At 37.6% G+C, this 23,405-nt stretch carries 21 protein-coding genes; 9 read left to right on the forward strand and 12 right to left on the reverse strand.

What is annotated here, in order from left to right:
* Positions 1-45 precede the first annotated feature (45 nt).
* The 3 genes from AA637_RS06610 to AA637_RS06620 all read left to right on the forward strand — a co-directional run bounded on the left by AA637_RS06610 (position 46) and on the right by AA637_RS06620 (position 3,343).
* The gene (locus tag AA637_RS06610) at positions 46-1,701 is read left to right on the forward strand and encodes a pseudouridine synthase (protein WP_446684396.1); all 1,656 of its coding nucleotides are present in this window, start codon (positions 46-48) and stop codon (positions 1,699-1,701) included.
* A gap of 87 nt (positions 1,702-1,788) precedes the next feature.
* Entirely contained in the window at positions 1,789-2,547 is a 759-nt protein-coding gene (locus AA637_RS06615) for an alpha/beta fold hydrolase (RefSeq protein ID WP_446684397.1), read from the forward strand.
* Between the two features lie 574 nt (positions 2,548-3,121).
* The gene (locus AA637_RS06620) at positions 3,122-3,343 is read left to right on the forward strand and encodes a hypothetical protein (protein ID WP_446684398.1); all 222 of its coding nucleotides are present in this window, start codon (positions 3,122-3,124) and stop codon (positions 3,341-3,343) included.
* A gap of 81 nt (positions 3,344-3,424) precedes the next feature.
* Here AA637_RS06620 and AA637_RS06625 read toward each other — a convergent pair whose 3' ends face one another.
* The 6 genes from AA637_RS06625 to AA637_RS06650 all read right to left on the reverse strand — a co-directional run bounded on the left by AA637_RS06625 (position 3,425) and on the right by AA637_RS06650 (position 10,235).
* A complete protein-coding gene (locus AA637_RS06625) occupies positions 3,425-4,012 on the reverse strand; it encodes a DUF1997 domain-containing protein (protein WP_446684399.1) in 588 nt (195 codons plus the stop codon).
* 186 nt (positions 4,013-4,198) lie between these two features.
* Positions 4,199-4,780 carry a peptide-methionine (S)-S-oxide reductase MsrA gene (gene msrA, locus AA637_RS06630; RefSeq protein WP_446684400.1) on the reverse strand — a complete coding sequence of 194 codons (582 nt, stop codon included), beginning with the start codon at positions 4,778-4,780 and terminating at the stop codon, positions 4,199-4,201.
* Positions 4,781-4,787: 7 nt separating this feature from the next.
* Positions 4,788-5,294 (reverse strand): peptide-methionine (R)-S-oxide reductase MsrB, encoded by a 507-nt coding sequence (msrB, locus tag AA637_RS06635; RefSeq protein WP_446684401.1) that lies wholly within the window; start codon positions 5,292-5,294, stop codon positions 4,788-4,790.
* Positions 5,295-5,636: 342 nt separating this feature from the next.
* Complete coding sequence (acs, locus tag AA637_RS06640; RefSeq protein ID WP_446684402.1) at positions 5,637-7,610, reverse strand: acetate--CoA ligase; 1,974 nt, start codon at positions 7,608-7,610, stop codon at positions 5,637-5,639.
* Positions 7,611-7,755: 145 nt separating this feature from the next.
* On the reverse strand, positions 7,756-8,667 hold the full coding sequence (locus AA637_RS06645; protein ID WP_446684403.1) for a hypothetical protein: 912 nt from the start codon (positions 8,665-8,667) through the stop codon (positions 7,756-7,758).
* A gap of 320 nt (positions 8,668-8,987) precedes the next feature.
* A complete protein-coding gene (locus tag AA637_RS06650) occupies positions 8,988-10,235 on the reverse strand; it encodes an FGGY-family carbohydrate kinase (protein ID WP_446684404.1) in 1,248 nt (415 codons plus the stop codon).
* A gap of 173 nt (positions 10,236-10,408) precedes the next feature.
* Here AA637_RS06650 and AA637_RS06655 point away from each other — a divergent pair, with 173 nt between their 5' ends.
* Positions 10,409-11,668, forward strand: a complete 1,260-nt coding sequence (locus AA637_RS06655; protein WP_446684405.1) for a SufS family cysteine desulfurase — start codon at positions 10,409-10,411, stop codon at positions 11,666-11,668.
* Between the two features lie 198 nt (positions 11,669-11,866).
* On the opposite strand, the gene AA637_RS06660 is transcribed toward AA637_RS06655, so the two are convergent.
* Together AA637_RS06660 and AA637_RS06665 are read right to left on the reverse strand one after the other, a co-directional pair.
* Positions 11,867-13,972 carry a flotillin family protein gene (locus tag AA637_RS06660; RefSeq protein ID WP_446684406.1) on the reverse strand — a complete coding sequence of 702 codons (2,106 nt, stop codon included), beginning with the start codon at positions 13,970-13,972 and terminating at the stop codon, positions 11,867-11,869.
* Positions 13,973-14,007: 35 nt separating this feature from the next.
* The gene (locus AA637_RS06665; RefSeq protein WP_446684407.1) at positions 14,008-14,745 is read right to left on the reverse strand and encodes a DUF1449 domain-containing protein; all 738 of its coding nucleotides are present in this window, start codon (positions 14,743-14,745) and stop codon (positions 14,008-14,010) included.
* A 401-nt stretch (positions 14,746-15,146) separates the two neighbouring features.
* Between AA637_RS06665 and AA637_RS06670 the strand changes: the two genes are divergently transcribed.
* Positions 15,147-16,697: a ferredoxin--nitrite reductase gene (locus AA637_RS06670; protein ID WP_446684408.1), complete on the forward strand. Its 1,551-nt coding sequence runs from the start codon at positions 15,147-15,149 to the stop codon at positions 16,695-16,697.
* Between the two features lie 124 nt (positions 16,698-16,821).
* Here the strand turns inward: AA637_RS06670 and AA637_RS06675 are convergent, their stop codons facing one another.
* Positions 16,822-17,172 carry a DUF1830 domain-containing protein gene (locus AA637_RS06675; RefSeq protein WP_069790696.1) on the reverse strand — a complete coding sequence of 117 codons (351 nt, stop codon included), beginning with the start codon at positions 17,170-17,172 and terminating at the stop codon, positions 16,822-16,824.
* A 433-nt stretch (positions 17,173-17,605) separates the two neighbouring features.
* On the opposite strand from AA637_RS06675, the gene AA637_RS06680 reads away from it, so the two are divergent.
* Positions 17,606-17,833 carry a ferredoxin-thioredoxin reductase variable chain gene (locus tag AA637_RS06680; RefSeq protein WP_446684409.1) on the forward strand — a complete coding sequence of 76 codons (228 nt, stop codon included), beginning with the start codon at positions 17,606-17,608 and terminating at the stop codon, positions 17,831-17,833.
* Positions 17,834-17,879: 46 nt separating this feature from the next.
* Here the strand turns inward: AA637_RS06680 and AA637_RS06685 are convergent, their stop codons facing one another.
* The gene (locus tag AA637_RS06685) at positions 17,880-19,031 is read right to left on the reverse strand and encodes an aminotransferase class V-fold PLP-dependent enzyme (RefSeq protein WP_446684410.1); all 1,152 of its coding nucleotides are present in this window, start codon (positions 19,029-19,031) and stop codon (positions 17,880-17,882) included.
* An 81-nt stretch (positions 19,032-19,112) separates the two neighbouring features.
* On the reverse strand, positions 19,113-19,355 hold the full coding sequence (locus AA637_RS06690) for a DUF4327 family protein (RefSeq protein WP_446684411.1): 243 nt from the start codon (positions 19,353-19,355) through the stop codon (positions 19,113-19,115).
* A 171-nt stretch (positions 19,356-19,526) separates the two neighbouring features.
* Here AA637_RS06690 and AA637_RS06695 point away from each other — a divergent pair, with 171 nt between their 5' ends.
* From AA637_RS06695 to AA637_RS06705, 3 genes are all read left to right on the forward strand, one after another.
* Entirely contained in the window at positions 19,527-20,408 is an 882-nt protein-coding gene (locus tag AA637_RS06695) for an energy-coupling factor transporter transmembrane component T family protein (protein WP_446684412.1), read from the forward strand.
* Positions 20,409-20,620: 212 nt separating this feature from the next.
* Entirely contained in the window at positions 20,621-22,159 is a 1,539-nt protein-coding gene (locus AA637_RS06700) for a sensor domain-containing diguanylate cyclase (protein WP_446684413.1), read from the forward strand.
* Positions 22,160-22,268: 109 nt separating this feature from the next.
* On the forward strand, positions 22,269-22,661 hold the full coding sequence (locus AA637_RS06705) for an ArsR/SmtB family transcription factor (RefSeq protein WP_446684414.1): 393 nt from the start codon (positions 22,269-22,271) through the stop codon (positions 22,659-22,661).
* A 139-nt stretch (positions 22,662-22,800) separates the two neighbouring features.
* Here the strand turns inward: AA637_RS06705 and AA637_RS06710 are convergent, their stop codons facing one another.
* Positions 22,801-23,127 carry a DUF3155 domain-containing protein gene (locus AA637_RS06710; RefSeq protein ID WP_069790702.1) on the reverse strand — a complete coding sequence of 109 codons (327 nt, stop codon included), beginning with the start codon at positions 23,125-23,127 and terminating at the stop codon, positions 22,801-22,803.
* Between the last annotated feature and the right edge of the window lie 278 nt (positions 23,128-23,405).

Below are 23,405 nucleotides of genomic sequence, written 5' to 3' on the forward strand. Positions count from 1 at the left end.
ATAATAAAGCAAGGTCGATTTTCTGACCTTGTTTTTTTTGCCTTTATGATAAACTATTTTGCTGATACCCTCGAAAATTTTGTCCCTCCTGAGTTACTGAATGGGGATAGTAAAGTTACTTATTGGTATGAAGGATATTGTCCAAAAACTAATCAACTTCTTAGATTACCTCGTACAACATTAGCGGAAAAAGTTGCTTGTCTGTTAATGGATTATCTAAGACAGAATGGCAGTTTTGATGAGGAGGGCAAGATGTATGGAATATTATTATGTGAAGATAGCAAGGGGCAGTTAAAGGTTATCAAGGCTTTTTCTGGGTTGTGGAAGGGAAGGGATAATGTGGAGGGATGGGTAAATCAAATTCCGGGGCGTAAAAAATTTGCTATGGCGGAAAAGATTACTCTCAGGGAGTTGGATAGGATAAAAAATGAAATTATTGCGTTAAATACTTTAGGGGTAAGAGAAGAATATAGTAATTTACTAGATAAACATAGTCATGATTATCAGGTTTTAAAAGACACTCATCGCCAACGGAAAAGATTAAGGGATGAGAAGAGGATATATTATCAAGAAAATTTCCTAGGAGATTTATTAGATGAGAGGTTATCTAATTTAGCCCAAGAGAGTAGAAAAGATGACTGGGAAAGGAGAAGTTTTAAAAAGGAATGGCAAGATAAATTATCATCTTTTAAGCAACAAGTAGAGAATGCTGATAGGCAAATTCAAGAGTTAAGAAAAGAACGGAAAAATCTTTCTCGTCAGTTACAAAGTCAAATGCAGGGAGCTTATTCTTTAACTAATTTTGCGGGAGAAACCTTGAGTTTGTCGGAGTTGGTAAATAAGTCTTTTATTCCTACTGGTACGGGGGATTGTTGTGCGCCTAAGTTGCTACATTATGCGGCCGTCAATAATCTTCAACCGACGGCAATGGCTGAGTTTTGGTGGGGAATTTCTTCTCCTAATGGGGAAAGAGTATCAGGAAAATTTTATCCTGCTTGTGTGGAACGTTGTGAGCCTATAATGGGTTTTTTGCTGTCGGGTTTACAGAATAATGCTGTTAAAAATAATGACTATCAAATTGAAGTTGTTTATGAAGATAATTATTTTTTAGTGATTAATAAACCTAGTGGTTTGTTGTCGGTGCCTGGAAGAGGAAGTGATAATTTTGATAGTGTGGAATCTCGTTTAAGAGTTAATAATAAAGATGATAATTTTTTTAAGGCAGTTCATCGTTTGGATCAAGATACTTCTGGTATATTAGTTATTGCTAAAAGTGCGGATGTTCATCGTAATTTATCTAGTCAGTTTGCGAGTAGGCAGGTGAATAAGATATATGAAGCTGTATTGGCGGGAGTGATAGCTGAAAATGAGGGCAAGATTGATTTACCTTTATGGGCTAATCCTGATAATCGTCCTCTACAGGAGGTTAATTATGGGTTTGGGAAGGATGCTGTGACTGGTTTTCGGGTAATGGCTTGTGATGGTATTACTACTAGGGTGGAGTTTTTTCCTGTGACGGGGCGCACTCATCAGTTACGGGTACATTCTTTGATGGGTTTGGGTTTTCCTATTAAGGGCGATCGCCTTTACGGCTTTATAGGGGATAATAGAGATAGACTCCATCTCCATGCCCGTGAGATTAGCTTTTATCATCCCCACAGTGGAGAAAAAGTATCTTTTACAATTCCTTGCCCTTTTTAGGAGTCAAAAGAATTTTAAGGGCAAACTAAAGATTATTTTTTGATAGTTATAGTCAATCTTTTAAAAAACCATTGCCCATTCCCTAATATGAGATTTTTAACGTATCGAATTAGTAAACACAAAAAACCCCTATTCATCTATCTACCAGGCATGGATGGCAGTGGCAAATTATTGGAAACTCAAAGGGATTTATTCCGAAATTTTGAGGTGCGTTGTCTCGATTTTACCCACGATAGGGCATCAAACTGGCAAGAGTTAATTAAGCCTTTAATGTTGTTATTGGAGAAGGAAGTTGATAAAAATAATTATCCCCAGATATATCTTTGCGGAGAGTCTTTTGGGGCTTGTATCGCTTTGAAGTTGATGGAGATGATTCCTGATTTTTTCGATAAAGTAATTCTGATTAATTCCGCATCTAGTTTTTATCGTCGTAGTTGGTTAAATGTTGGCACTTATATCACTTCTTTGATGCCTAATAATATTTATAATGGCACTACTTTCATTTTGTTTCCTTTTTTGGTTAAAATAAATGCGATCGCACATTCTCAACGGGTAGCCCTTCTGAATACCCTCCAATCCATACATCCCCTCACGGTATCCAATCGCATCAAACTTCTTAATCAATTCCGTCTCAACCTGCACAAAATTAAACAGTTTTCCCAACCAGTATTAATCATCGCCTCAGAAGAAGATAATCTTTTGCCCTCCGTAGAAGAAGCCCAACGATTACAACAATTTTTTAGTCAAAGTTTTGTGAATATTTTGCCCTATAGTGGTCACTGTTGCCTATTAGAAAAAGAAATAAATTTACTTACAATTATGTATAAATACTCATTTCTGAATTGATAAGAATAGATGTAAAGTTTTGTAAAAACCCATAGCATTGGAGGAAAAAGGTTGTTATATTATATATATAGAAGGAAAAAGATCCTTCTTCCGTTAGACTAAACAACGATAGAAACCCATTGAAAAAGTGAGGTAACTTAACTGAATAAGATACGTTGTATTATCCGTCTTTCGAGTGCCGAAACAGCTTTTCGTTTTCTGTTTCATTTTTCCTAAAGTGCCACAACTGAGAGCAAGGGAACTGGATCAATTAATAAATTGAATAGTAAATTGGTTTTCAGTGCAACTCTGTTAAATATCGATGTAGGTAAGGAAAATAATTAAATCAAAATAGTAAACACAAGGAGGTTAAACAAGCTGTTAACGGTTAGTTTCATTCTCAAAGGTCAAAAAAAAGTAGCAGTGGTTATTACTTCCGCTCTGATTTCCTAAAATGTGCTGACTCAGGAAGCAAGGGAACTATTGATATATAATTTAATTATCTCAGTGGTGCAACTTCGAGTATTATCAACAACCATAGGAAGTGATTGAGTCAAGTAAAATTCGGACCACTGTTATTTTTTTGTATATTATTATGATTAAAGTTTCTGGAAAAGTTGAATATCGAGCCATTGCCGTTGGTGCATGGGCTTTAGTTACAAAAGAGGGTAAAATCTACGAATTATATAACCCTCCCCAAGATTTGAAGCAGGATGGCATTACCATCGAAGTAGAAGGAGTCATTCGAGATGATGTGATGACTATTTCTATGATAGGTAAAATACTTGAGGTGCGATCGTTTACCATTAAGTCTTAGTTTTTTCTCCCTAAGACGTAGATTCAAGAAATACAAAGGGAAGGGTTAAGAATTTTAACCCCTTTATATGGTCAAAATTAATTATGTTTGAGGTAAGACATCCGTTAAACCATAACCATCTTTTCCTGTTTCACCAGAATTCTCCGCTACAAAACTGTAATAGTCTTGCACCAACTGAGACATCAATCTTTGTTTAATACGCATTAAAACACCCCTTAATAACCCATTTCCCGTGCTTCTTAGCAATGATTGGGGAGTTAACCATAGTGGAGGGGGTAAATCTACCTTTACTTGTAAATCTACTTTACCTGTTAGGTAAACATTTCCACCCACTTCTTCAGGGGTTAGGTTTCCTTTTAGGTATAAAAAAAAACGACGGTTAATATATTCGATGCCTTTAATTTCGCAGGATTCAGAATTTACATAGACTCGTCCAGAAGCCCCTGCCCACACTTTTAACACTACTATGGGTTGAAAATGATAAATATCTAAAAAATTAAGGGGGTGCATTCTCAACTTATAGCAATCATTGGCTAAGGGAGTCATTAATTTTTCATCGGCAATGGCCTTGACAAGTCGTTGCGGTTGCCTTAGATAATGCTGAAGAGGAGTCGATTTTTGCTCTACTTTTAACCTAACTCCCTCTGTTGCCTCAAAACAAATATTCATATTGTTAAACAATGATTGATGTCCTTTTCTAATCTTACTTTACATTTCTTCATATTCATGTTCGGTATTCCCTCATCCTACATTTAATCTGTACTTTTTTAGTATCCTTTCTTAGAAGTTTGTAATATTAGTTGAGGTTTTAGGGATGATTTAACCATCCCTTTTTAAATAACGACTGATGATTTGTTATTCTCCCCAAATTTCATTTAAACGCCGATCGCGCCCACACCGACTACGATAAAATTTGTAAAGGAGGGTACTAGTCTGGTAATAATTTTGGTGATAATCTTCTGCAGGATAAAACTCACTAGAAGCAGTTATTTCGGTATAGATATTAGTATCTAATTCTTGGGCAACCTTTTCCTTAGAAGTCTGGGCAAGGGCTTTTTGCTGCTCATCATGGTAAAACACCGCACTACGATATTGATTACCGACATCACAAAACTGTTTATTTCTAACGGTGGGGTCAATGTTATGCCAAAATACATCCAATAGTTGCTCATAACTGACCTTGTCGGCATTGTACTCTATTTCTACGGATTCGGCGTGTCCTGTCCTACCTGCGCTAACTTGTTTGTAGTTGGGGTTAGCAACATTCCCTCCAGTATAACCAGAAGTGGTGGAGATAACTCCGTCGAGTTCGTCAAAAGGCTCTTCCATACACCAAAAACATCCCCCTGCAAAAGTTGCTTTGGCAATGTTGTCGGCTTGGGCTATGGGGGCGAGAGTAAACCAGCAGAGGAGAATGATTAATAATAGCTTTTTCATCAAAAAATTAAGTTTCAGGTACAAAATTAAGGGCTAAACCATTGTTACAGTAACGTTTCCCAGTGGGTGCAGGGCCGTCATTAAAAACATGACCTTGATGACCACCACATCTTCGGCAATGGTACTCAGTACGGGGTATGATTAGTTTAAAGTCTGTTTTAGTTTCAACGTTAAGGGCGATCGTATCATAAAAACTAGGCCAACCAGTACCACTATCATATTTCATACTGGACTTAAATAGGGGTAAATCACATCCAGCACAAACAAAAGTACCTTCACGTTTTTCATCATTTAACTTACTAGAAAAAGGTCTTTCTGTACCTTCTTCCCTTAATATATGATATTGATCAGGGGTTAATTTTTCTTGCCATTGAGCATCAGAAAGGGCAATTTTATCTTTACCATTACTTTCTGATTTTGGTTGAGGTTTTATTAATGCCATCAAGAATGTGGGTGCAAAACTTGCCTGGAAAATTGCACCTATGCTTAAACCAAAAAATGTTTTACGATTCATAACAAGTAAATATTTAATAATAGCTCAGTGTATTAAACTTATTGTTACATATAACCATAACATTTTGTTAAAATATTAATATAAAGTCTAATTTTAAATTATATTTAAATCACAAATACAATTATTTATTCTTCATTAATTAAGTCTAAATAAAAATAATAATGTGAGTTGTTTTGCTCCATAAAATTTGTTTTTTTAAAAGGTTTTTAGAATATTATAGAGCAAATATTTTTATTTAATAATCGGGGATTACAGTGACGATAAATAGACAATATTAGTCAAAACTTATATTCAATGCTCGACACCCCGATAACCCAACACCTAAACTTCCTAATACCTTTTTTATGCTCCCTCTCTGAGTTTATCTAAGACGCTACGATCTTCTAAAGTAGAGGTATCCCCTGCAATCTCTTGTCCAGAAGCAAGACTACGTAAAAGGCGACGCATGATTTTACCAGATCTGGTTTTGGGCATTCCCTCAGTAAATCTGATTTCTGCAGGACGGGCGATCGCACCGATTTCCTGTACTACATGGGCTTTAAGCTGATTAGCCAAATCATCATTGGGTTCAAAACCACCCTCAAGGGTAACAAAAGCGCATATATCCTCACCCTTAACCTCATCAGGTTTACCAACCACCGCAGCCTCAGCTACTGCAGGATGGGACACTAGGGCAGATTCTACCTCCATAGTACCAAGACGATGACCCGAAACATTAATCACATCATCCACACGACCCATTACCCAAAAATAGCCATCTTCATCCCTTCTCGCTCCATCCCCAGCAAAATAGAGGTAATTACCATCTTTAGGGGCAATATGCTCCCAGTAGGTATTGCGGAAGCGATCTGGATCACCATATACCGTCCTCATCATTCCAGGCCAAGGATGTTTCACCACCAAATAACCCCCTTGATTATCCGCCACGGGATTACCATCTAAATCCACAATATCCGCCATAATGCCAGGAAAGGGATGGGTAGCCGAACCTGGTTTGGTTGGAGTCGCCCCTGGTAAGGCTGTAATCATCACCCCCCCTGTTTCCGTTTGCCACCAAGTATCGACTATAGGGCATTTTTCCTTCCCAATTACCTTGTGATACCACATCCATGCTTCAGGGTTAATGGGTTCGCCTACGGTGCCAAGAAGTCTCAGGGAAGATAAATCACGGGCGTTGGGATGGTGTTCCCCCATTTTTATAAAGGCACGGATAGCCGTGGGAGCCGTATAAAAGATATTTACCCCATATTTTTCCACCACATCCCAGAAACAGCCTAAATTAGAAGGGCGTGGCACTCCTTCATACATTACCGTAGTGGCACCGTTGGAAAGAGGCCCATAAACGATGTAACTATGCCCCGTAATCCAGCCCACATCAGCGGTACACCAGTAAACATCATCATCCTTGAGGTCAAAAATCCATTTGCTGGTAATATGAGCATAAAGGTTATATCCCCCCGTGGTGTGGACTACCCCTTTGGGTTTGCCCGTGCTGCCGCTGGTATAGAGAACAAATAACATATCTTCACTGTCCATGGGTTCGGCGGGACAATGGGCGCTAACCCCTGCCTGTAAGTCATGCCACCAATGATCGCGCCCTGCTTCCATATGGACTTTTTCTTTGGTGCGCTCTACCACTAAAACATTATCCACACTGGGTGCTTTGTTGTCTTCGAGGGCTAAATCAACCTGTGGTTTGAGGGCGATGGTTTTATCTTTACGGAAACCACCATCGGCGGTAATGACTAATTTTGCCTCAGCGGCATTGAGTCTATCCCGTAGGGCTTCGGCACTAAATCCCCCAAATACGACGCTATGTACTGCCCCAATTCTGGCACAGGCCAACATGGCGATCGCACTTTCGGGAATCATCGGCATATAAATAGCTACCCGATCACCTTTTTTAACCCCCAACTGCTTAATCACATTAGCCATCTGGCACACCTCACGGTGTAACTGAGCATAGGTAAGGGTGCGACTATCCCCCGGTTCCCCTTCCCAAATAATAGCGGCCTTATTACGTCTCCAAGTGGTGAGATGACGATCTAAACAATTGTGGGAAATATTAATTTTACCGTTAACAAACCATTTGGCAAAAGGGGGGTTACTCCAATCTAGTACCTGATCCCATTTTTCAAACCAATCTAATTCTGATTCTGCTAACTCTCCCCAAAACTCGGAGGGATTTTCCGAGGCTTTTTGATATAACTCTTGATATTTTTCCCAACTATCGATAGTTGCCTTACTAGCAAACTCCGCAGAGGGTTTAAAAGTTCTTTTTTCCTTTAGGATTGATTCTATAGTAGGTTGTGACATAGATAATTATGATCTTTAAAAATAGTCTCAACCCTTTACTCTACGACATTTCCAAGTTTTTAATTATTAAATTTTGTTGATTGCCCGTACTATATAGTCTGAAAACTCTTATCCCCACACCATACACAAAACAGAAATAGCAAATTTAACTATCATAATCCTCTGATTGTAGATGTTTCTTGGAAAAAAGTATTAATCCTAAAGAAAATAAACTCAAAAGAATCTTAGAAGGCTCAGACACTTCTACCGCCACCGTGTTAAATTCTGTGAAGAAAACACTGCCGATTGCACCACTACGACCACTAAAGTCAACTTCTAAATAATCGACTTGACCATCGGTGGGATTGTAGGTGCTTAGCTCATTTTCCTCTGTTAAATTAAAAGTGGGATTAAAATTGGAAGTGCCATCGGTATAGGTTACTAAAATTGAACCTCTAACATCATCAACTAAAGTGATTTCTCCAATCTTCACACTGGAGAGAATACTACGATCAAAGTTAATCCTAATTTTACCACCGTTGCCTAGATCATCGGGAATACCATTGCCAGCATTCTCTTCTATAATCAAGAGAACCCCTTGAGAAGGCGTATCATAACTCACACTCCCATAATTACCTTTTCCCGTGGCCAAGTCTGGATCTCCGAGAGATGCAGTTGTGTTACAAGGAACAGTAAAACCATTATTTGATGTTCCAGTATTACTGCCGAAATTAGTAGTTGTAAAATTACCTGTGTTTGGTATTGGCGTCCCCACTGGAGGATTAGGGAGACAATTACTTTGAAATAATCCCACACGAGCAGGATTATTACTTGAATTAACAGCAGTTATACTAATCCCAATAGAACTCCATATTTGTCCAACATTATTGTTGTTCGTGCTGTATGTTGTCGAGCCTATTGTTTGTCCGGCACCGTCGATTAAATAAGGATCTAGGACGGTGCCATCGGGAGCATTGTTCAAATTGAAAGTAAAAGTAGCCGCATTAGCTGTTTGTAGCACGGAAGCACTTAAAGTGGATAAGATAGCTATGGTTGCTATTTTAAATACGTTATTCATTTTTTATTATTGAAAAAGTTAATAACTTTTATGTAAGAATTTAAAGGAATGTTTTTGTCGATAAAGTAATCGTAAATTAATTTTTCAGTCTTGAATAAAAAGATTTGATGAAGATAATTGCATTTTTGTTAAAGATGTTAAAAATAATGATCTTTATCGAGTGTTCAAAAAGCAAAACAAAAAAAATTCGGCATTACTTAATCATCGTATGAAATACAATTGAATGATGCTAGAAATTGAGACATCAAAATATTATCACCATTGCCTCTTCCCTATTCCCTGCTTCTATGAAAAATCATATCTAAAATAGACGCTATTATTTATTTTTCTCCCTTGGCTAAAAGGGCAACTCCATAACAGGCTTCCGTGTGCGGAGATTTTGCTACAGGTACATTTAACTTTAATTCCCTTATCTGTCGCCATGGTTCATTTATCGCACCTCCCCCAGCGGTATATACTTTAGTGAGAGGATTTGCCCCTAGTTGTTGTAATAATTGATAACCTTGTTGTTCAATGTCCGCAATCCCTTCTAAAATTCCTTGTAAAAAAAGAAGAGAAGTATCAGGTTTTGGTTCTAATTTTGGGCTTAATTCAGGATTATTAATAGGAAAACGATCGCCCTTATTTATTAAGGGATAATAATGGTAATTAAGAAGATTATTAGGGTTAATATTATTAGTCAACTCCTGTAACTGTTGAGGAGAAAAAAAATGTTTTAAAACCGCACCGCCCGTATTAGAAGCCCCCCCAGTTAACCACAAATTTCCTAAGCGATGGCTATAGATACCATAACGACTATCATCGATTTTCTTGTCACTAAGAAGTTTTAAAACAAGGGTTGAACCCAAGGAAGTTACCCCCTCCCCCGTATTTTTGACTCCACTAGCTAAAAAAGCGGCGATACTATCGGTAGTGCCTGTTTTTATGACACATTGGGCATTGATATTAAATTTTTTACTAATATTTGCCATGATAGGGGCAACGGTTTCCCCTGGGTGTTTAATGGTAGGTAAAAGATGGTAAAAAGGTTTATTTTTTAGCCATGAAGGATAGGTTAAATTTTCCACGTCATAACCTAATTTGAGGGCATTATGATAATCGCTAATACCTAGTTTTCCATGTAACAAAAAACCGAGATAATCTGCTTGATGGAGAAAATAATGGGCTTGGTTAAAAATAGGTTGTTGATACCACCAATAAAGTTTGGCAAGGCTAGAAGTAGCACTGAGGGTAAGATTATTCTCGGGGACAAATTCTTGCAGTTGAGGGAGTACATTTTTTCCTCGACTATCGTTATACCAAAGGGCATTGGTGAGGGGTTTTCCTTCTTTGTCGCATAATAAAACAGTGCTGGATGTGCCAGAAACTGCGATCGCCCTTAAATTTTGTTTTATATTGAGGGGGAGTTGAGAAAAAACCTCTTCAAAAATTTCTCGCCACTGGGAAAAATGGTCATAGTTTTGGCATGGTACTTTGATAATATCACTACATTGATAATTTTGATCAAGGGCGATCGCCCTTACCCCCGAAGTACCAAAATCAAAACCTAAATAAAAATTATCTGCCATAACACCTCAATTTCACAGCAAAACACGAATATATAAATGCAAAGGTTTTAGCACAACATAATTGTTAATTGTCCATTGTTCATTGTCAACTGTTAACTGCTCCCTATGTTAGAATAGGCATTATTCTTGACCGTCCATGGTGATTACTAATCCTATAAAAAAATAACCCTGTTATGACAGTAACTCAAGTAAGTGCGATCGATCCCAACATAAAAAAAGATTTTCCCATCCTTGACCAAGAAATCAACGGGCATCCCCTAATTTACTTCGATAACGCCGCCACATCTCAAAAACCCACCGCCGTTATCAACGCCCTCAGAAACTACTATGAGTTAAACAATGCCAACGTCCATAGAGGCGCCCATAGTCTTAGCGGAAGAGCAACCGATGATTACGAAGGGGCAAGGGATAAAGTAGCAAAATTCATTAACGCCCGTAGTCGGAACGAAATCGTCTATACCCGTAACGCCAGTGAAGCCATTAATGTGGTTGCCTATACCTGGGGTTTAACCAACCTCAAAGAAGGTGACGAAATTATCTTGAGCGTCATGGAACACCATAGTAACATAGTTCCTTGGCAAATTATCGCCCAAAAAACAGGGGCAAAAATCCGTTTTGTCGAACTTACCGACACCGAAGAATTTAACCTTCAACAATATAAAACCTTCCTCAACGAAAAAACCAAATTAGTATCCATCGTCCATGTTTCCAATACCCTCGGTTGCATCAACCCCGTAGAAGAAATCATTGATTTAGCCCATAAGCAGGGGGCAAAAGTATTAATTGATGCCTGTCAGAGTCTTCCCCATCTCCCCATCGATGTCCAAGCCATGGATTGTGATTGGTTAGTAGGCTCAGGACATAAAATGTGTGCTACCACAGGGATAGGATTTTTATACGGTAAGGAAGAATTATTATTAGAAATGCCCCCTTTCCTTGGGGGAGGAGAAATGATTGGGGAGGTATATCTTGACCATTTTACCTGCGGTGAATTACCCCACAAATTTGAAGCAGGTACCCCTGCCATCGGTGAAGCCATTGCCCTCGGTGCGGCGGTGGATTATTTAACGAATATTGGCATGGATAAAATTCACGCCTATGAGGAGGAATTAACGGCTTATTTATTTGAGAGGTTAAACAAAATTCCTAACCTAAAAATTTACGGCAATCAACCCACCCCAGAGGGTAAAGGAAGGGCTTGTTTAGCTGCTTTTAATGTTCAGGGTATCCATGCTAGTGATTTGGCTACACTCCTTGATAATGAAGGGGTTGCCATTCGTTCTGGGCATCATTGCACCCAACCTTTACACCGATATTTAGAAATTTCTGGTAGTGCGAGGGCTAGTCTTTATTTTTACAATACTTTTGAGGAAATAGATGTGTTTATTAAAGCTCTTCAAGAAACCATTGATTTTTTTACACAAATGATGTAAGGGAATAATTGATAATGGATAATACAATTTTTTAGTAAAAAATACAGCTTTAATTTCTCAGTTTAGGGTGATTAACTTTATTGTTTTGATTTTGTCAAGATTGATAGATAAACACTCAATTCAAATAGTATTATTCATTGTTATTTGGATGGAATTTGGTTGGGCAAAAAACCCAACCGAGAAATTTTAACGGGATGGTTACTTACCCATGGCGCTATCTTCATCCTCTACCCAAAGGGAAAAGTCCATGTCTTCATTTTCTTCCATCGTAGAAGATTCTTGAACATCATTATTTTGAGTTAATTCTGGAGAGTCTTCGAGGGCTTCCATGGTTTTATTTTCTGGGTTAAAATCAGCTTGAGTGTAATCATTCTGGGTACCATTATTAGTATTTAACAAGCCTTTTATTTGCCCTAATAAACTGCCTAATTTTCCTTCATCCATGAGGGTATTTATCAAGGATAAACCACTGGTGGAAAACAGTAATTTATTGATGTCATTTCCGTTGTTTTGCCCATTACCGTTACCATTATTGGCGCCGGGGAAGGAATAGATACGGGCATCTCCTAAAATGCCAGGTTGAGGGGCGATCGCCTTTAACAATTCGGGCAATTGGGGGGCTATTTCGGGGAAAATGAATTTTATGATCTCCGCTGTGCGGTTTGCGTCACTGAGACTATTTTCTGCATTAATGAGAGCTTTTTTACCTTCGGCTTCAGCTATCAATTTATACTTCTGAGCATCCGCTAGGGTACGGATAGATTCGGCTTCTAATTCTGCTGCCTGACGGGCAATTTCGGCTTGACGACGACGACGGAAAACATCAATTTCCACCACGTTTTGATCAGTAATACGTTTTTCAGCCGCTTCCCTTTCTGCCACAATTAAGGATAGTTGTTTTTGTCTTTCGGCATTTTCTACCTCTCGGGCGGTTTTAACCCCTTCCTCTGCTTCTGCCCTTTGGGCTTCGGCGGCAAATCTTTCTTTTTCCTTATGGGCGATGGCAATGGAGGCTTGTTGTTGGGCAATTTGTGACTCTTGCTCGGCTTCAGCAATAGCAATTTGAGCGAATAACCTGGTGGCTTCTACGGTGCGCTGACGGTCAATTTGAGCCACTTCCGCTTCTTGCTCTTGCAAAGTCTGAGCCACACGGAACTTTTTATTTTGCTCCTCTAGAGTTATGTTAGCTTGGATTTGACTTTGTTGTACCGCCAACTGTTGCTTAATTCTTTCCTCCTCAATGGCCTGTTGTTGTAAAATCTTATTACGCTCAACCTTCGCTTGTTCTTGATCCCGTGATTCTTGAACTTCCCTCTCCCGTTGGGCTTTGAGAAATTCAATCTCCTTCATCTTGGTTAATTTCGCCTCCTCTTTCTCCTTGCCGATAGATAAACTTTGTTTCTCCGCCGCCAATTCCTGTTGCTCGATAGCTACCCTTGTATCTAACTCAATTTCGCTCTTTTCCCGACTCATTTCCAATTCCACATCCAATTTTTGCTTAATGGATTTTTGGATGGTTTCAGTACGTAACCTCACTCCTTGAGCATCAAAATAGTTATTTTCATCATAGGTATCGCTTTCCTCAATTTCCGAGATAGCAATGTTATTGAGGGTTAAACCCACCTTCCGTAAATCCTGCTGAATCAGGTTTAAAACCTCCTCCGCAAAACCGAGTTTATCCGAGTCAATTTCGGCAATACTCTTCTTTTTCGCCGCCGCCCGAATGGCATCATCCGCCCGTTTTTCAAGGGCATCTTTTATATCAATTTCCGAGATTTTACCCTGTTTTGATAATCGTTGGGCTGCTGTCAATACGGAATCTTTATCGGCACTAATGCACACATAGAAAGTAACCCGCATATTTGCCCGTAAATAGTCTCGGGTGCGCACTGCCAAGTTACCCTGTCTCACCACATCAATGGAAATCTCCCGTAATGGCACTCTGGTTAACTCGTGGAATCCGGGGATAACCATACAACCACCGTTAAGGATAACTTTTTTATCCTTGGTGAAAATACCCCCTGTGCGCACGAAGGCTTCATTGTTAGGAGTGATGGTATAAACTCTGGTGTAACCCCAAATGGCAATTACACCCAAGACGACTAAAGCCGCAATTAAGCCCCCAAAAAAGGTAATATTTCCTATGTTTAATTGCCCCATAACAGGGGTACTATTAATAGGTATTGTGGCGGTGGTTTCGTTCAAATTTCTCTGTTGAATTGGTAGAGATTGAGTGTTATTTTCTAATTGATCGACATTAATGGTGGGTAATTGTTGGATAAAATTAAGCCAAAAGTTGTTCATCTTTTTTTCCTCTTTTTTTATTAAATAAAATACGATTAATTATTACTTGCATTAAGCCATTTATCTTCGTCGGAGGTATCTTTGGCGATCGCAATGTAGCAATGTTGTTGACGGTCAATAATTAAAATTTCTTGTCCTCGATGGGGAATCACTTTCGCCCAGTCAGGGAGGGCAACTTCAATGGTGACAAGGTTTCGGGCGTTATCTAATACATCGGCTTGGGCTACTTTGCCATCCACGAGATAAGGTAATTTGATAGAGGTTACATTGCCCGTACAACCAATTAAACGCTCTCCATCTATTTCTTCCCCAAAATTAGCAAAAATTTTACCGATGGGGTTCGATAATATCCGTCCAATCCAAAGGCTAAAACCTAGAGATACCAGAAAGATCAAAAGTGCGATCGCCCCTTGAGGTATTTCCCCTATCACCCCGCCAATCATCACATTGAGAAACCAACCAATCACCCCCCAACTACAAAAATCAATGGCCAAAAGAATTAATAAAGGACTTTTGCCAACCCCAAACCACGACAAAAATAAGAGAAAATTACCCTCAAAACTCTCATCAGCCTCCATGTCGGCATCAAAATTACTTTCCGCATCGACATCGGCATCCATATCGAAATCAGCCTCAGCATCCACATCAAAATCGGCATCAGTATCAATATCTTGGTCATCACCTCCCCCAGAAATAATTACCAGCAAAAACAAAAATACCCCAATTCCTAAAAATATCCAATAGGTAAGATTATTGATGTCAAATAGCAACATTGAGCCTGATTCCTTTTATGAGCAGATAAAAACTGGTTTTTCAGGTAATAAGAAATATTTTTATTACACCTATCAGCATAACTCCAAACCTCACAAAGGTTATCAACGTTAACTTTTTCGTAACAAAAACCTGTAACCTAAGGGCTAATTAGTAAAAATAATTTAGAAGTTTCCAGACATTATATCCACACAATAAAACCTCATAACCATCCATCCTTAAAAACCTAACCCTCAAATCTTTTCTATCTTCTGGAAAAGCCTATTATGTAATAACCCTATTTATAGAATGTAATAAATACATTAGTTTTCAAAATTTAGTAGTAAAACTGACAAAATAAAAAGGATGTGATTGATACTCTATGGTCACGACAAAATAAAAAATATATATAAATGGAGTAACCATGACGGTGACGACAGAAAAAAAAATAAAACTAAATAAAATAGAAAAAGTAAAAGCCGCCAAACATGGCCTAGATGTCAAACAAGAAATCGAACATTTTGCCCAGATTGGCTGGGAAGCCCTTAGCGAAGATGATTTAATTGTCCGACTGAAGTGGTTAGGAATCTTTTTTCGCCCTGTAACCCCCGGCAAATTTATGTTGCGCCTGAGAATACCCAACGGCATTTTAAATAGTCAACAATTAACCACCCTTGCTCAAATCATTCAACGATACGGAGATGATGGCAGCGCAGACATTACCACCCGTCAAAATCTTCAACTCAGGGGCGTACTACTCGAAGACATCCCCACTATTTTTAGTCAACTGGAGGCGGTGGGCTTAACTTCTATCCAATCAGGGATGGATAATGTACGTAACCTTACGGGTTCTCCTACCGCTGGAATTGATCCCCATGAATTGTATGATACTAGGGAGGTTAACTATAAGTTACAGGCTATGATTACCAATAATGGACAAGGTAATTATGATTTAAGTAACCTACCCCGTAAGTTTAACATTGCCGTGGAAGGGGCAAAGGATAACTCTATCCATGCGGAAATTAATGATGTAGCTTTTATCCCTGCTTATAAGGATGGGGAGTTGGGTTTTAACGTGTTGATTGGGGGTTATTTATCTGCCCAAAGGTGCGCTGAGGCGATTCCCATGGATGTGTGGGTAAGGGCGGATGATGATGAAATTGTGGAACTTTGTCGGGCTATTTTGACGGTATATACGGTTAATGGTTTGGATGAAAGGTTAAGGGAAAACCGTGGTAAAGCCCGTTTGATGTGGTTAATTGATAGATGGACGATGAATCGTTTTCGTATTGAGGTAGAGAAGGAGTTGGGTAAATCTTTGGAATTTGCTGCCCCTACCGATGAGATTACCATGGAAAAACGGGATCATTTGGGGGTACATCCTCAAAAACAGGAGGGGTATAATTATATTGGCATCCATGTACCTGTAGGGCGTTTGGATGCGGAGGGAATGTTTGAAATTGCCCGTCTGGCGGATGTTTATGGTAACGGAGAAATTAGAGCCACGGTAGAACAGAATTTTATTATCCCCTATGTGGCGGATGATAAGGTAGAAGCCTTTTTGAGTGAGCCTATCTTACAGCGTTATCCCCTTAATCCTAGCACGTTGGTGCGATCGCTCATATCCTGTACCGGGGCAAGATATTGTAATTTTGCCTTGGTGGAAACAAAGGCTAGGGGCTTAAAATTAGCTCAAGAATTGGATGAGGAGTTAAATATACCTGAAAAAGTGCGTATTCACTGGACAGGTTGTCCTAACTCCTGCGGACAAGCCCAAGCGGGAGATATTGGCTTGATGGGTACAAAAGCGAAAAAAGATGGCTCTGTGGTGGAAGGAGTTAATCTTTTCCTTGGTGGCAAGGTTGGCAAGGATGCGAAGTTAGGGGAGTTATCACAAAAAAGTATTCCCTGTGATGATCTTAAACCTATTCTCAAGGATTTGTTAATCAATCAATTTGGTGCAACGGCTAAATAAGGAATTCAGTGTTAGGGAGATGAGGAGATAAAAAACTAATTATCGTTCATTATCTATTACTTTTTGTTTCTCTCCTTGCATATCAATTATAAAAGGCTGGTTTCCCAGCCTTTTATGGTGAATATTAAGCCGAAAGTAGTTCGAGACTGTCTTCTTGGGAGTCAGGGTTTTGGTCAATTTTTTCACTCTGACTTGCTTCTTCATTATCCCCTGTTGTTTCTTGTTGAATGGATAAAGTGCCACAGGGAATGGTATCTGATAAAATGGAACTTGCCATCATCCCCGAATGAATTTCTAATAAGGCTTCAGGTAGTGCTTCAAATATAAGTCTTTGTCCTGGAAATACAACTCTTTCAAAATACCAATTTGCTACGTTTGTAATTCTTGCTACTTGAATTTGACTGGTGGCATTGACATAGCAACACATCATTTTATTACTATCATCGTTGGGAATTGCATCTAATATCTGAGCCATAATAATTATGATATTTTTTATTTATATTTATCTTTACATCTTCTAAGTTAACACTCCTTGATCCCAACTAGCTGTAAAGATAATTACCAATTTGATTAAATTTATTATTTTTCTTAGACATAGAAAATTCTTTAAAAAATATTAAGTGTTTTTTGTTATTAAAAAATAGATTTAATTTTGATAAAAAAGAACTAAGTTTCTTTGTAAATGGATAAAATGTTGATTGGAAGAAGTAATGGTTAATTTTTATCAATCATTGATAAAGATGGTTTGCAGATCTCACGGAGTATGCAAAAATAATATGGTTGCCTCTTAAGGGATTAGATTTTCTAAATTCTGGTCTTGTTAAATGAGGTTTTTTTGCTCTTATCTGAGGCTTGTTAGCTAAAACACACTAAAAGAGTTAATTTATTCAAATCATTATATCTAAATTATGAACGTAGGCGATCGCATTAAGGTAACTGAATCGGTAATTGTATATCATCACCCTGAGCATAAAAAGACTGCTTTTGATATTAAGGGCATGGAAGGAGAGTTAATAGAAATTGTAACAGAATGGCAGGGAAGACCTGTAAGCGCTAATTTCCCTTATTTAGTTAAATTTAGCAAAAAGTTTAAGGCTCATTTTCGGGAAGATGAGATTTCTAACATTGACAGTTAAAGTTTAGGTTTTGCCCCTCAATCCCCCAAAATTGGGGGACTTTGTTTTAGACAATAGAGCGAATTTGTTTGATGAGGCTTTCAATTTCTGATTCGAGGGTGAAGTAATGCACACAAGCCCTAACGCAGGAAGGATAAGCAAGGGTGCGTAGATAATATCCTTTTGATTCTAAGCTAGACACTAATTGACTAGGATTTTCGGTGTTGAAGGAAACTAATCCTGATGGGGGAGGGCTATTCTTTAAGCATTTTATTCCTTCTATTTTGTTTAATTCTTCCCAGAGATAGGCACTTAGTTGGCAAATTCGTTGGTAACGTTTTTCGGGGTTACCCCATGTTTGGTGAAGGGCGATCGCCCTTGTCAGTCCTGTGTATAATGGATATGCTGAGGTGGCCACTTCGTATCTACTACCATCTTGAGCAAAAGGTAACCCAGATTTACTAAAATCAAGGCTACGCCAACCGATAAAGGTGGGATGAAGAGGAGTTTCTAAATTTTCTTTGACGTATAAAAAACCTACCCCCGTAGGGCCGCATAACCATTTATGCCCTGTGCATCCATAAAAGTCAACTTCTGTATCAGGAAGATTGAGGGGAATTAGCCCAGCGGATTGGGCGCCATCTACAAGAATTTGAATAGGTTTATTGCTAGGGTAGTGGTGACATACTTGGCTGATTTCTTTGAGGGGTAATACCTGCCCTGTATTCCACAAAACATGGCTAATGACAACTAGGCGAGTTTGGGGGGTGAGGTGATTTTTGATTACTTCCACAGGGTTTCCTTGGTTTAAGGTATCCACAATGGGAAAGGTGGTAACTTTAACACCAAATCTTCTTTTAATTTCATTAATACTAGCAATGATTCCGGGGTGTTCGGCATCGCTGAGTAATATTTCATCATCGGGCTTCCACTCGATGCCCCAAAGGGCTATATTGCAACTATCGGTGACATTTTCACTCAGGGTAATAGTTTCTATTTTACTATTAGTTTCAAGGGCGATCGCACTTTTGGTATTAGCAATATTTTCGTTAATCCAACTATTTATTTGTAACCCAAAAGGCCCTATTTTTTCTACATATCTATAAGTATCAATAATTGTTTCTAGTACAGATTGGGCAAGGATTCCTTGACCACCAAAATTAAAATATTGTTTATCTTCTAAGCCTTTAAAATCTTTTCTTAATTCTTTAATGTCCATAAAATTAGGGGTTGAACATTGTCCAACCCTTTGAAAGTTTAATTGTCAATTTTCCATTGTACATTGTCAGTTTTAGAAGCCCTAATCATTCTCCCATTCTTCAGCCCCTAAAAGATCACAAATGCGATCGCGCAATAGAAAATCTTGCTGTTCGAGATTTTTTTCAACTCCCATCCATTCCCTAGCAGGAATAAATTGAGCTAGGCTATAAATAGGTTGATGACGACTTAGCACACCTTTTTCGACCAAGGCTCGAATTTCATCTCGGATAAAATCGAAGGTATATCCATAGGAGGATACATTCGGAAATATTTGAATACTCATAATAATATAATTACTGATGTTTAAGTTGCTACTAAAAAGTAATAACTTTCTGTTAAATTCTATACTTTTCGTCTTAAAAGTCGCAACTCTTTCCTCTTTTTTATTCTATTAATGGAAATACTTTTATTTGAGTGTTATAATTGTTTACTATTTTTTTTATAATTATTTTTTATGGATTTATTGCGATCGCTCCCTATTGGCTTATATGTAGAAAAACCTTTTTCTTGGCTTCATAGATTAGATTCGAGGGTAAAATTAGGATGGTTAATGAGTTTAATTTTATCTCCCCTATTAGCCAATGGTCCATGGCGTATTTTTTTAGTAGTTTTTCTATTATTAATTACTTGGTTATCTTTTATTCCTTGGAGAGTACAAAAAAAACAAATTACATGGCTATTATTAATAGGAATACTGAGTTTTGTTTTAACGGCGATCGCCCCGGATGGATTAAGTCTTACTTATCAGCCACGCCTACCAGAAAGCGAAATTATCATTAATCAACCCACAGATTATCAATATATATTATACAACTTTGGGAATGTAAATATCACCAGAAGATCCTTTGATTTAGCCATTAGAGTAAGTACCTTATTTTTTACCTTAATTTATAGCAGTAACATCTTTTTATTAACCACTGCCCCCGAAGAAATTACCACAGGAATTGAAAATTTATTATCTCCCTTAAACCGTTTTAAATTTCCCGTTACAGAAATGATTTTGACCCTGACTCTTTCCCTCCGTTTTATCCCTTTAGTATTAGAAGAAATCCAAAATTTAATTAGATCCATTAGAACCAGAGCTATAAAATGGCGTAAATTAGGCATTAAAAAAAGTATTCAAATTTGGGTAATTGTCATGGAAAAATTACTAGAAAATATCTTATTAAGAGCCGAACAAATTGCGATCGCCATGGAAGCCAGAGGTTTTACAACTCCGCAAACCCATCAAGTAAAGTGGCACGAATCAAGAATAAAAACTAACGATACAGTAGCCTTATTTTTTCTTGTTATTTTTTGGGTATTTCGATTAACAATTGGGCAAATGGCAATTTGAGTAATTTTCCTCAAATCAACCATATTTATCATCAAAAGTTATTAGGTTTTAAACAAATAATTAACAGTAAATAACAAAAAATATTCTCATTTATTATTAATTTTTTATGGAAACTATGGATTATAGGTGATGAGTAAAATAAATTGACAAAAAAATACTTTATTCATCTTTTTAAACTATACTATAATTACATAAAATAATCCTAATATTTTGTGTTTTTACAGCGACTGAAAGAAGATAAAAACTCTAATTTGTTTTCCATTGGCATCAACCTAATGACGCTAATACTCTACGTTGCGGGTATTCATGCCAGTCACACATTTACCACCCTTCATTCAGAAGTTGCTTCACTGTGGTTTCCCTCCGCCATTACTTTACCCTTAGTGTTGAAATATGGTATTCAAGTTTTTCCAGGCATAACTCTAGCTTCTATTATTGGGCTTACCCCTTCCCTCCAAAGGATTAGCCCCAATTTATCCTTTATGGGTTTTGCTTTTATCCAAATAAGTTGTGCCTTAGCAAACTGTTTTCAACCCATGATTGCTAAATATATCATTCAAAGATTTGCCAAAAGCAAAGATATTTTTATCAACATTCAATCCGTATGTGTTTTTATTGGGGCGGCTATATTTTCCCCTATTATTTCAGCTTTTATGGGAGTTTCAGCCTTGCTGAGTTTAAATGTTATCAGTGCAGAAGAATATTTTTATTCCTTGCTTACTTGGTGGTTGGGTAGTGCCTTAGCCCATCTAATTTTTTCCCCCACTATTATGCAATGGAAGAGAAAAGATTTTATTTCTCAAGGTGCCAGTGTTGGGGAAGTTGTCATTATTGCTTTGACTGTTTTACTCATTTGTAGTTTTACTTTTATTTTGATTTACCCAGTGGAATATTTGCTTTTTCCTCCTCTCATCTGGGCTGTTTTTAGACTTAAGCGTTTTCAGGCTAGTTTATTGGTAAGTATTATTGCTTTGATTGCCATTGTATCTACCAGTTTGGGATATGGAACTTTTGCGAAAGATTCGGTTAATTTATCTTTAATTTTATTACAGTCATTTACGGCAGTAATTTCGGTTATAACTCTAATTCTTTCTGCTGTTTTAGCAGAGAAACAAATCACTAAAAATCAATTATATGAAACCTTAGAACATTTAGAAGAAAAGGTTTTAGAACGAACTAAAGAGCTAGAAAACATACAAATTGATTTACAAAATGCCAACAAAGTTCTTGAAAAAATGGCATATATTGACAGTCTTACTCAAGTAGCCAATAGGGGTTGTTTTGATAAAATTTTAGAACAACAATGGGATTCTTTAATGAGGCAAAAAGAATGTTTATCTTTATTATTATTGGATGTGGATTATTTTAAAAAATATAATGATTTTTATGGTCATCCCCAAGGGGATGAATGTTTAATCAAAATTGCTCAGTGTTTACAGTCTGTCGTGCGTAATACTTCTGATACAGTTGCTCGATATGGTGGAGAAGAATTTGTTATTATATTACCTTATACCAACCTTGAACAAGCCACGGTGGTTGCTAAAAAAATTCAAAGTGCGATCGCACTTTTAGCCATTCCCCACGAGGTTTCAAAGGTATCAAAATATATTACTTTTAGCATTGGTATTGCCACCACCATTCCAGGCTATGACAACATCCCCAATGACTTAATAACAAAAGCGGATCAGGCTTTATACTTAGCAAAAGAAGACGGTAGAAATAGATTTAAAATTTTTGATAAAGACTGTTAACCAGACAGCATTAGTAGTTGTAATGTACTATTTATTAAGCAATGTGAGATCTAGAACTAGGTTAAAATAATAATATAGCCACAGCAATAAAAGCATTTTAGAATTAATCATGAAAAGTCCTTCCCCTAGTATTACTCACTCAAACAATGAACTAATTCCTTGCTCACCCCATGAAGTGGATAATCACGTGTGTGAAGTGTTTGAGGGAAAAATTTTAAGTCATGAAAAATCCCAAAAAATGGCTGATTTTTTCGGGTTATTAGGAGACGCTAATCGTCTCAGAATTTTGTCTGTATTAGCCCAAGAAGAATTATGTGTTTGCGACTTAGCCAATATGTTGCAGATGAGTGAATCGGCAGTTTCTCATCAGTTAAGAACTTTAAAATCAATACGTCTAGTTGCTTACCAAAAAAGAGGCAGAAGAGTGTACTATCGTCTTTTAGATCACCACGTTTTTGAATTATATCGTGCCGTAGCAGAACATTTAGACGAGATTGATTAAAACCGAAAAAATAACCATTATAGAAAAACGATAACCTTTGTAAGTCAACAAAAGAAAGTCTAAATATCTAGGTTGAATTTAAATAATTAAAAACCTACACCATAATCTCTCATTGGGTGTAGGATAATTTTGCTCAAAATTAATTGCTTAGGGAGAGGGCAGGATTTATGACGGCACTTTTAACCTGAGGTTTGATAGTACGAAGACTAGGGAAAAGAAAATGATTTTCCTCCACATACTGGGCGCCAAACAAACCCTTTTCTGCCCAAAAATAACGATCTGTTGTATGCTCGTTTCTTTTTACCACTAATAAAGCAGGAGGAGTGATACCATTAGCCCGAATATGTTTTCTGGCGGCTGTTACGGGTTTGTCTTCGCCACTTTCAATATGATAATGGGGTACTAACTCTAATATTTTTCTTCCCTCAAGACGGCGACGGCTTTTGCGCTTTCTCTTTCTAGCCAAGTTTATTTCCTCCTTGTTATTTTTGTCTCAAATGTCTTACAGGTCACATTTGATTGCATGGGGTGATTATATAATTTTTATCCGAATCTGTCAATGGGTAAAGTTATTTTGTCAACTACCCTTTTCCCCAAGGGCGATCGCACCTTAAAACCACAAAAATAAAATAATAGAAAGTCATCATTTCAAGACATAGTGAGCATTATAGACATCAAAGGAGAAACGTGATGGAGGTATAATAATATTTTGGTTAAAAGTCAAAAAGAAAGCAAAAATTGACC

It is taken from the genome of Cyanobacterium sp. HL-69 (assembly GCA_002813895.1).
GTDB lineage: Bacteria > Cyanobacteriota > Cyanobacteriia > Cyanobacteriales > Cyanobacteriaceae > Cyanobacterium.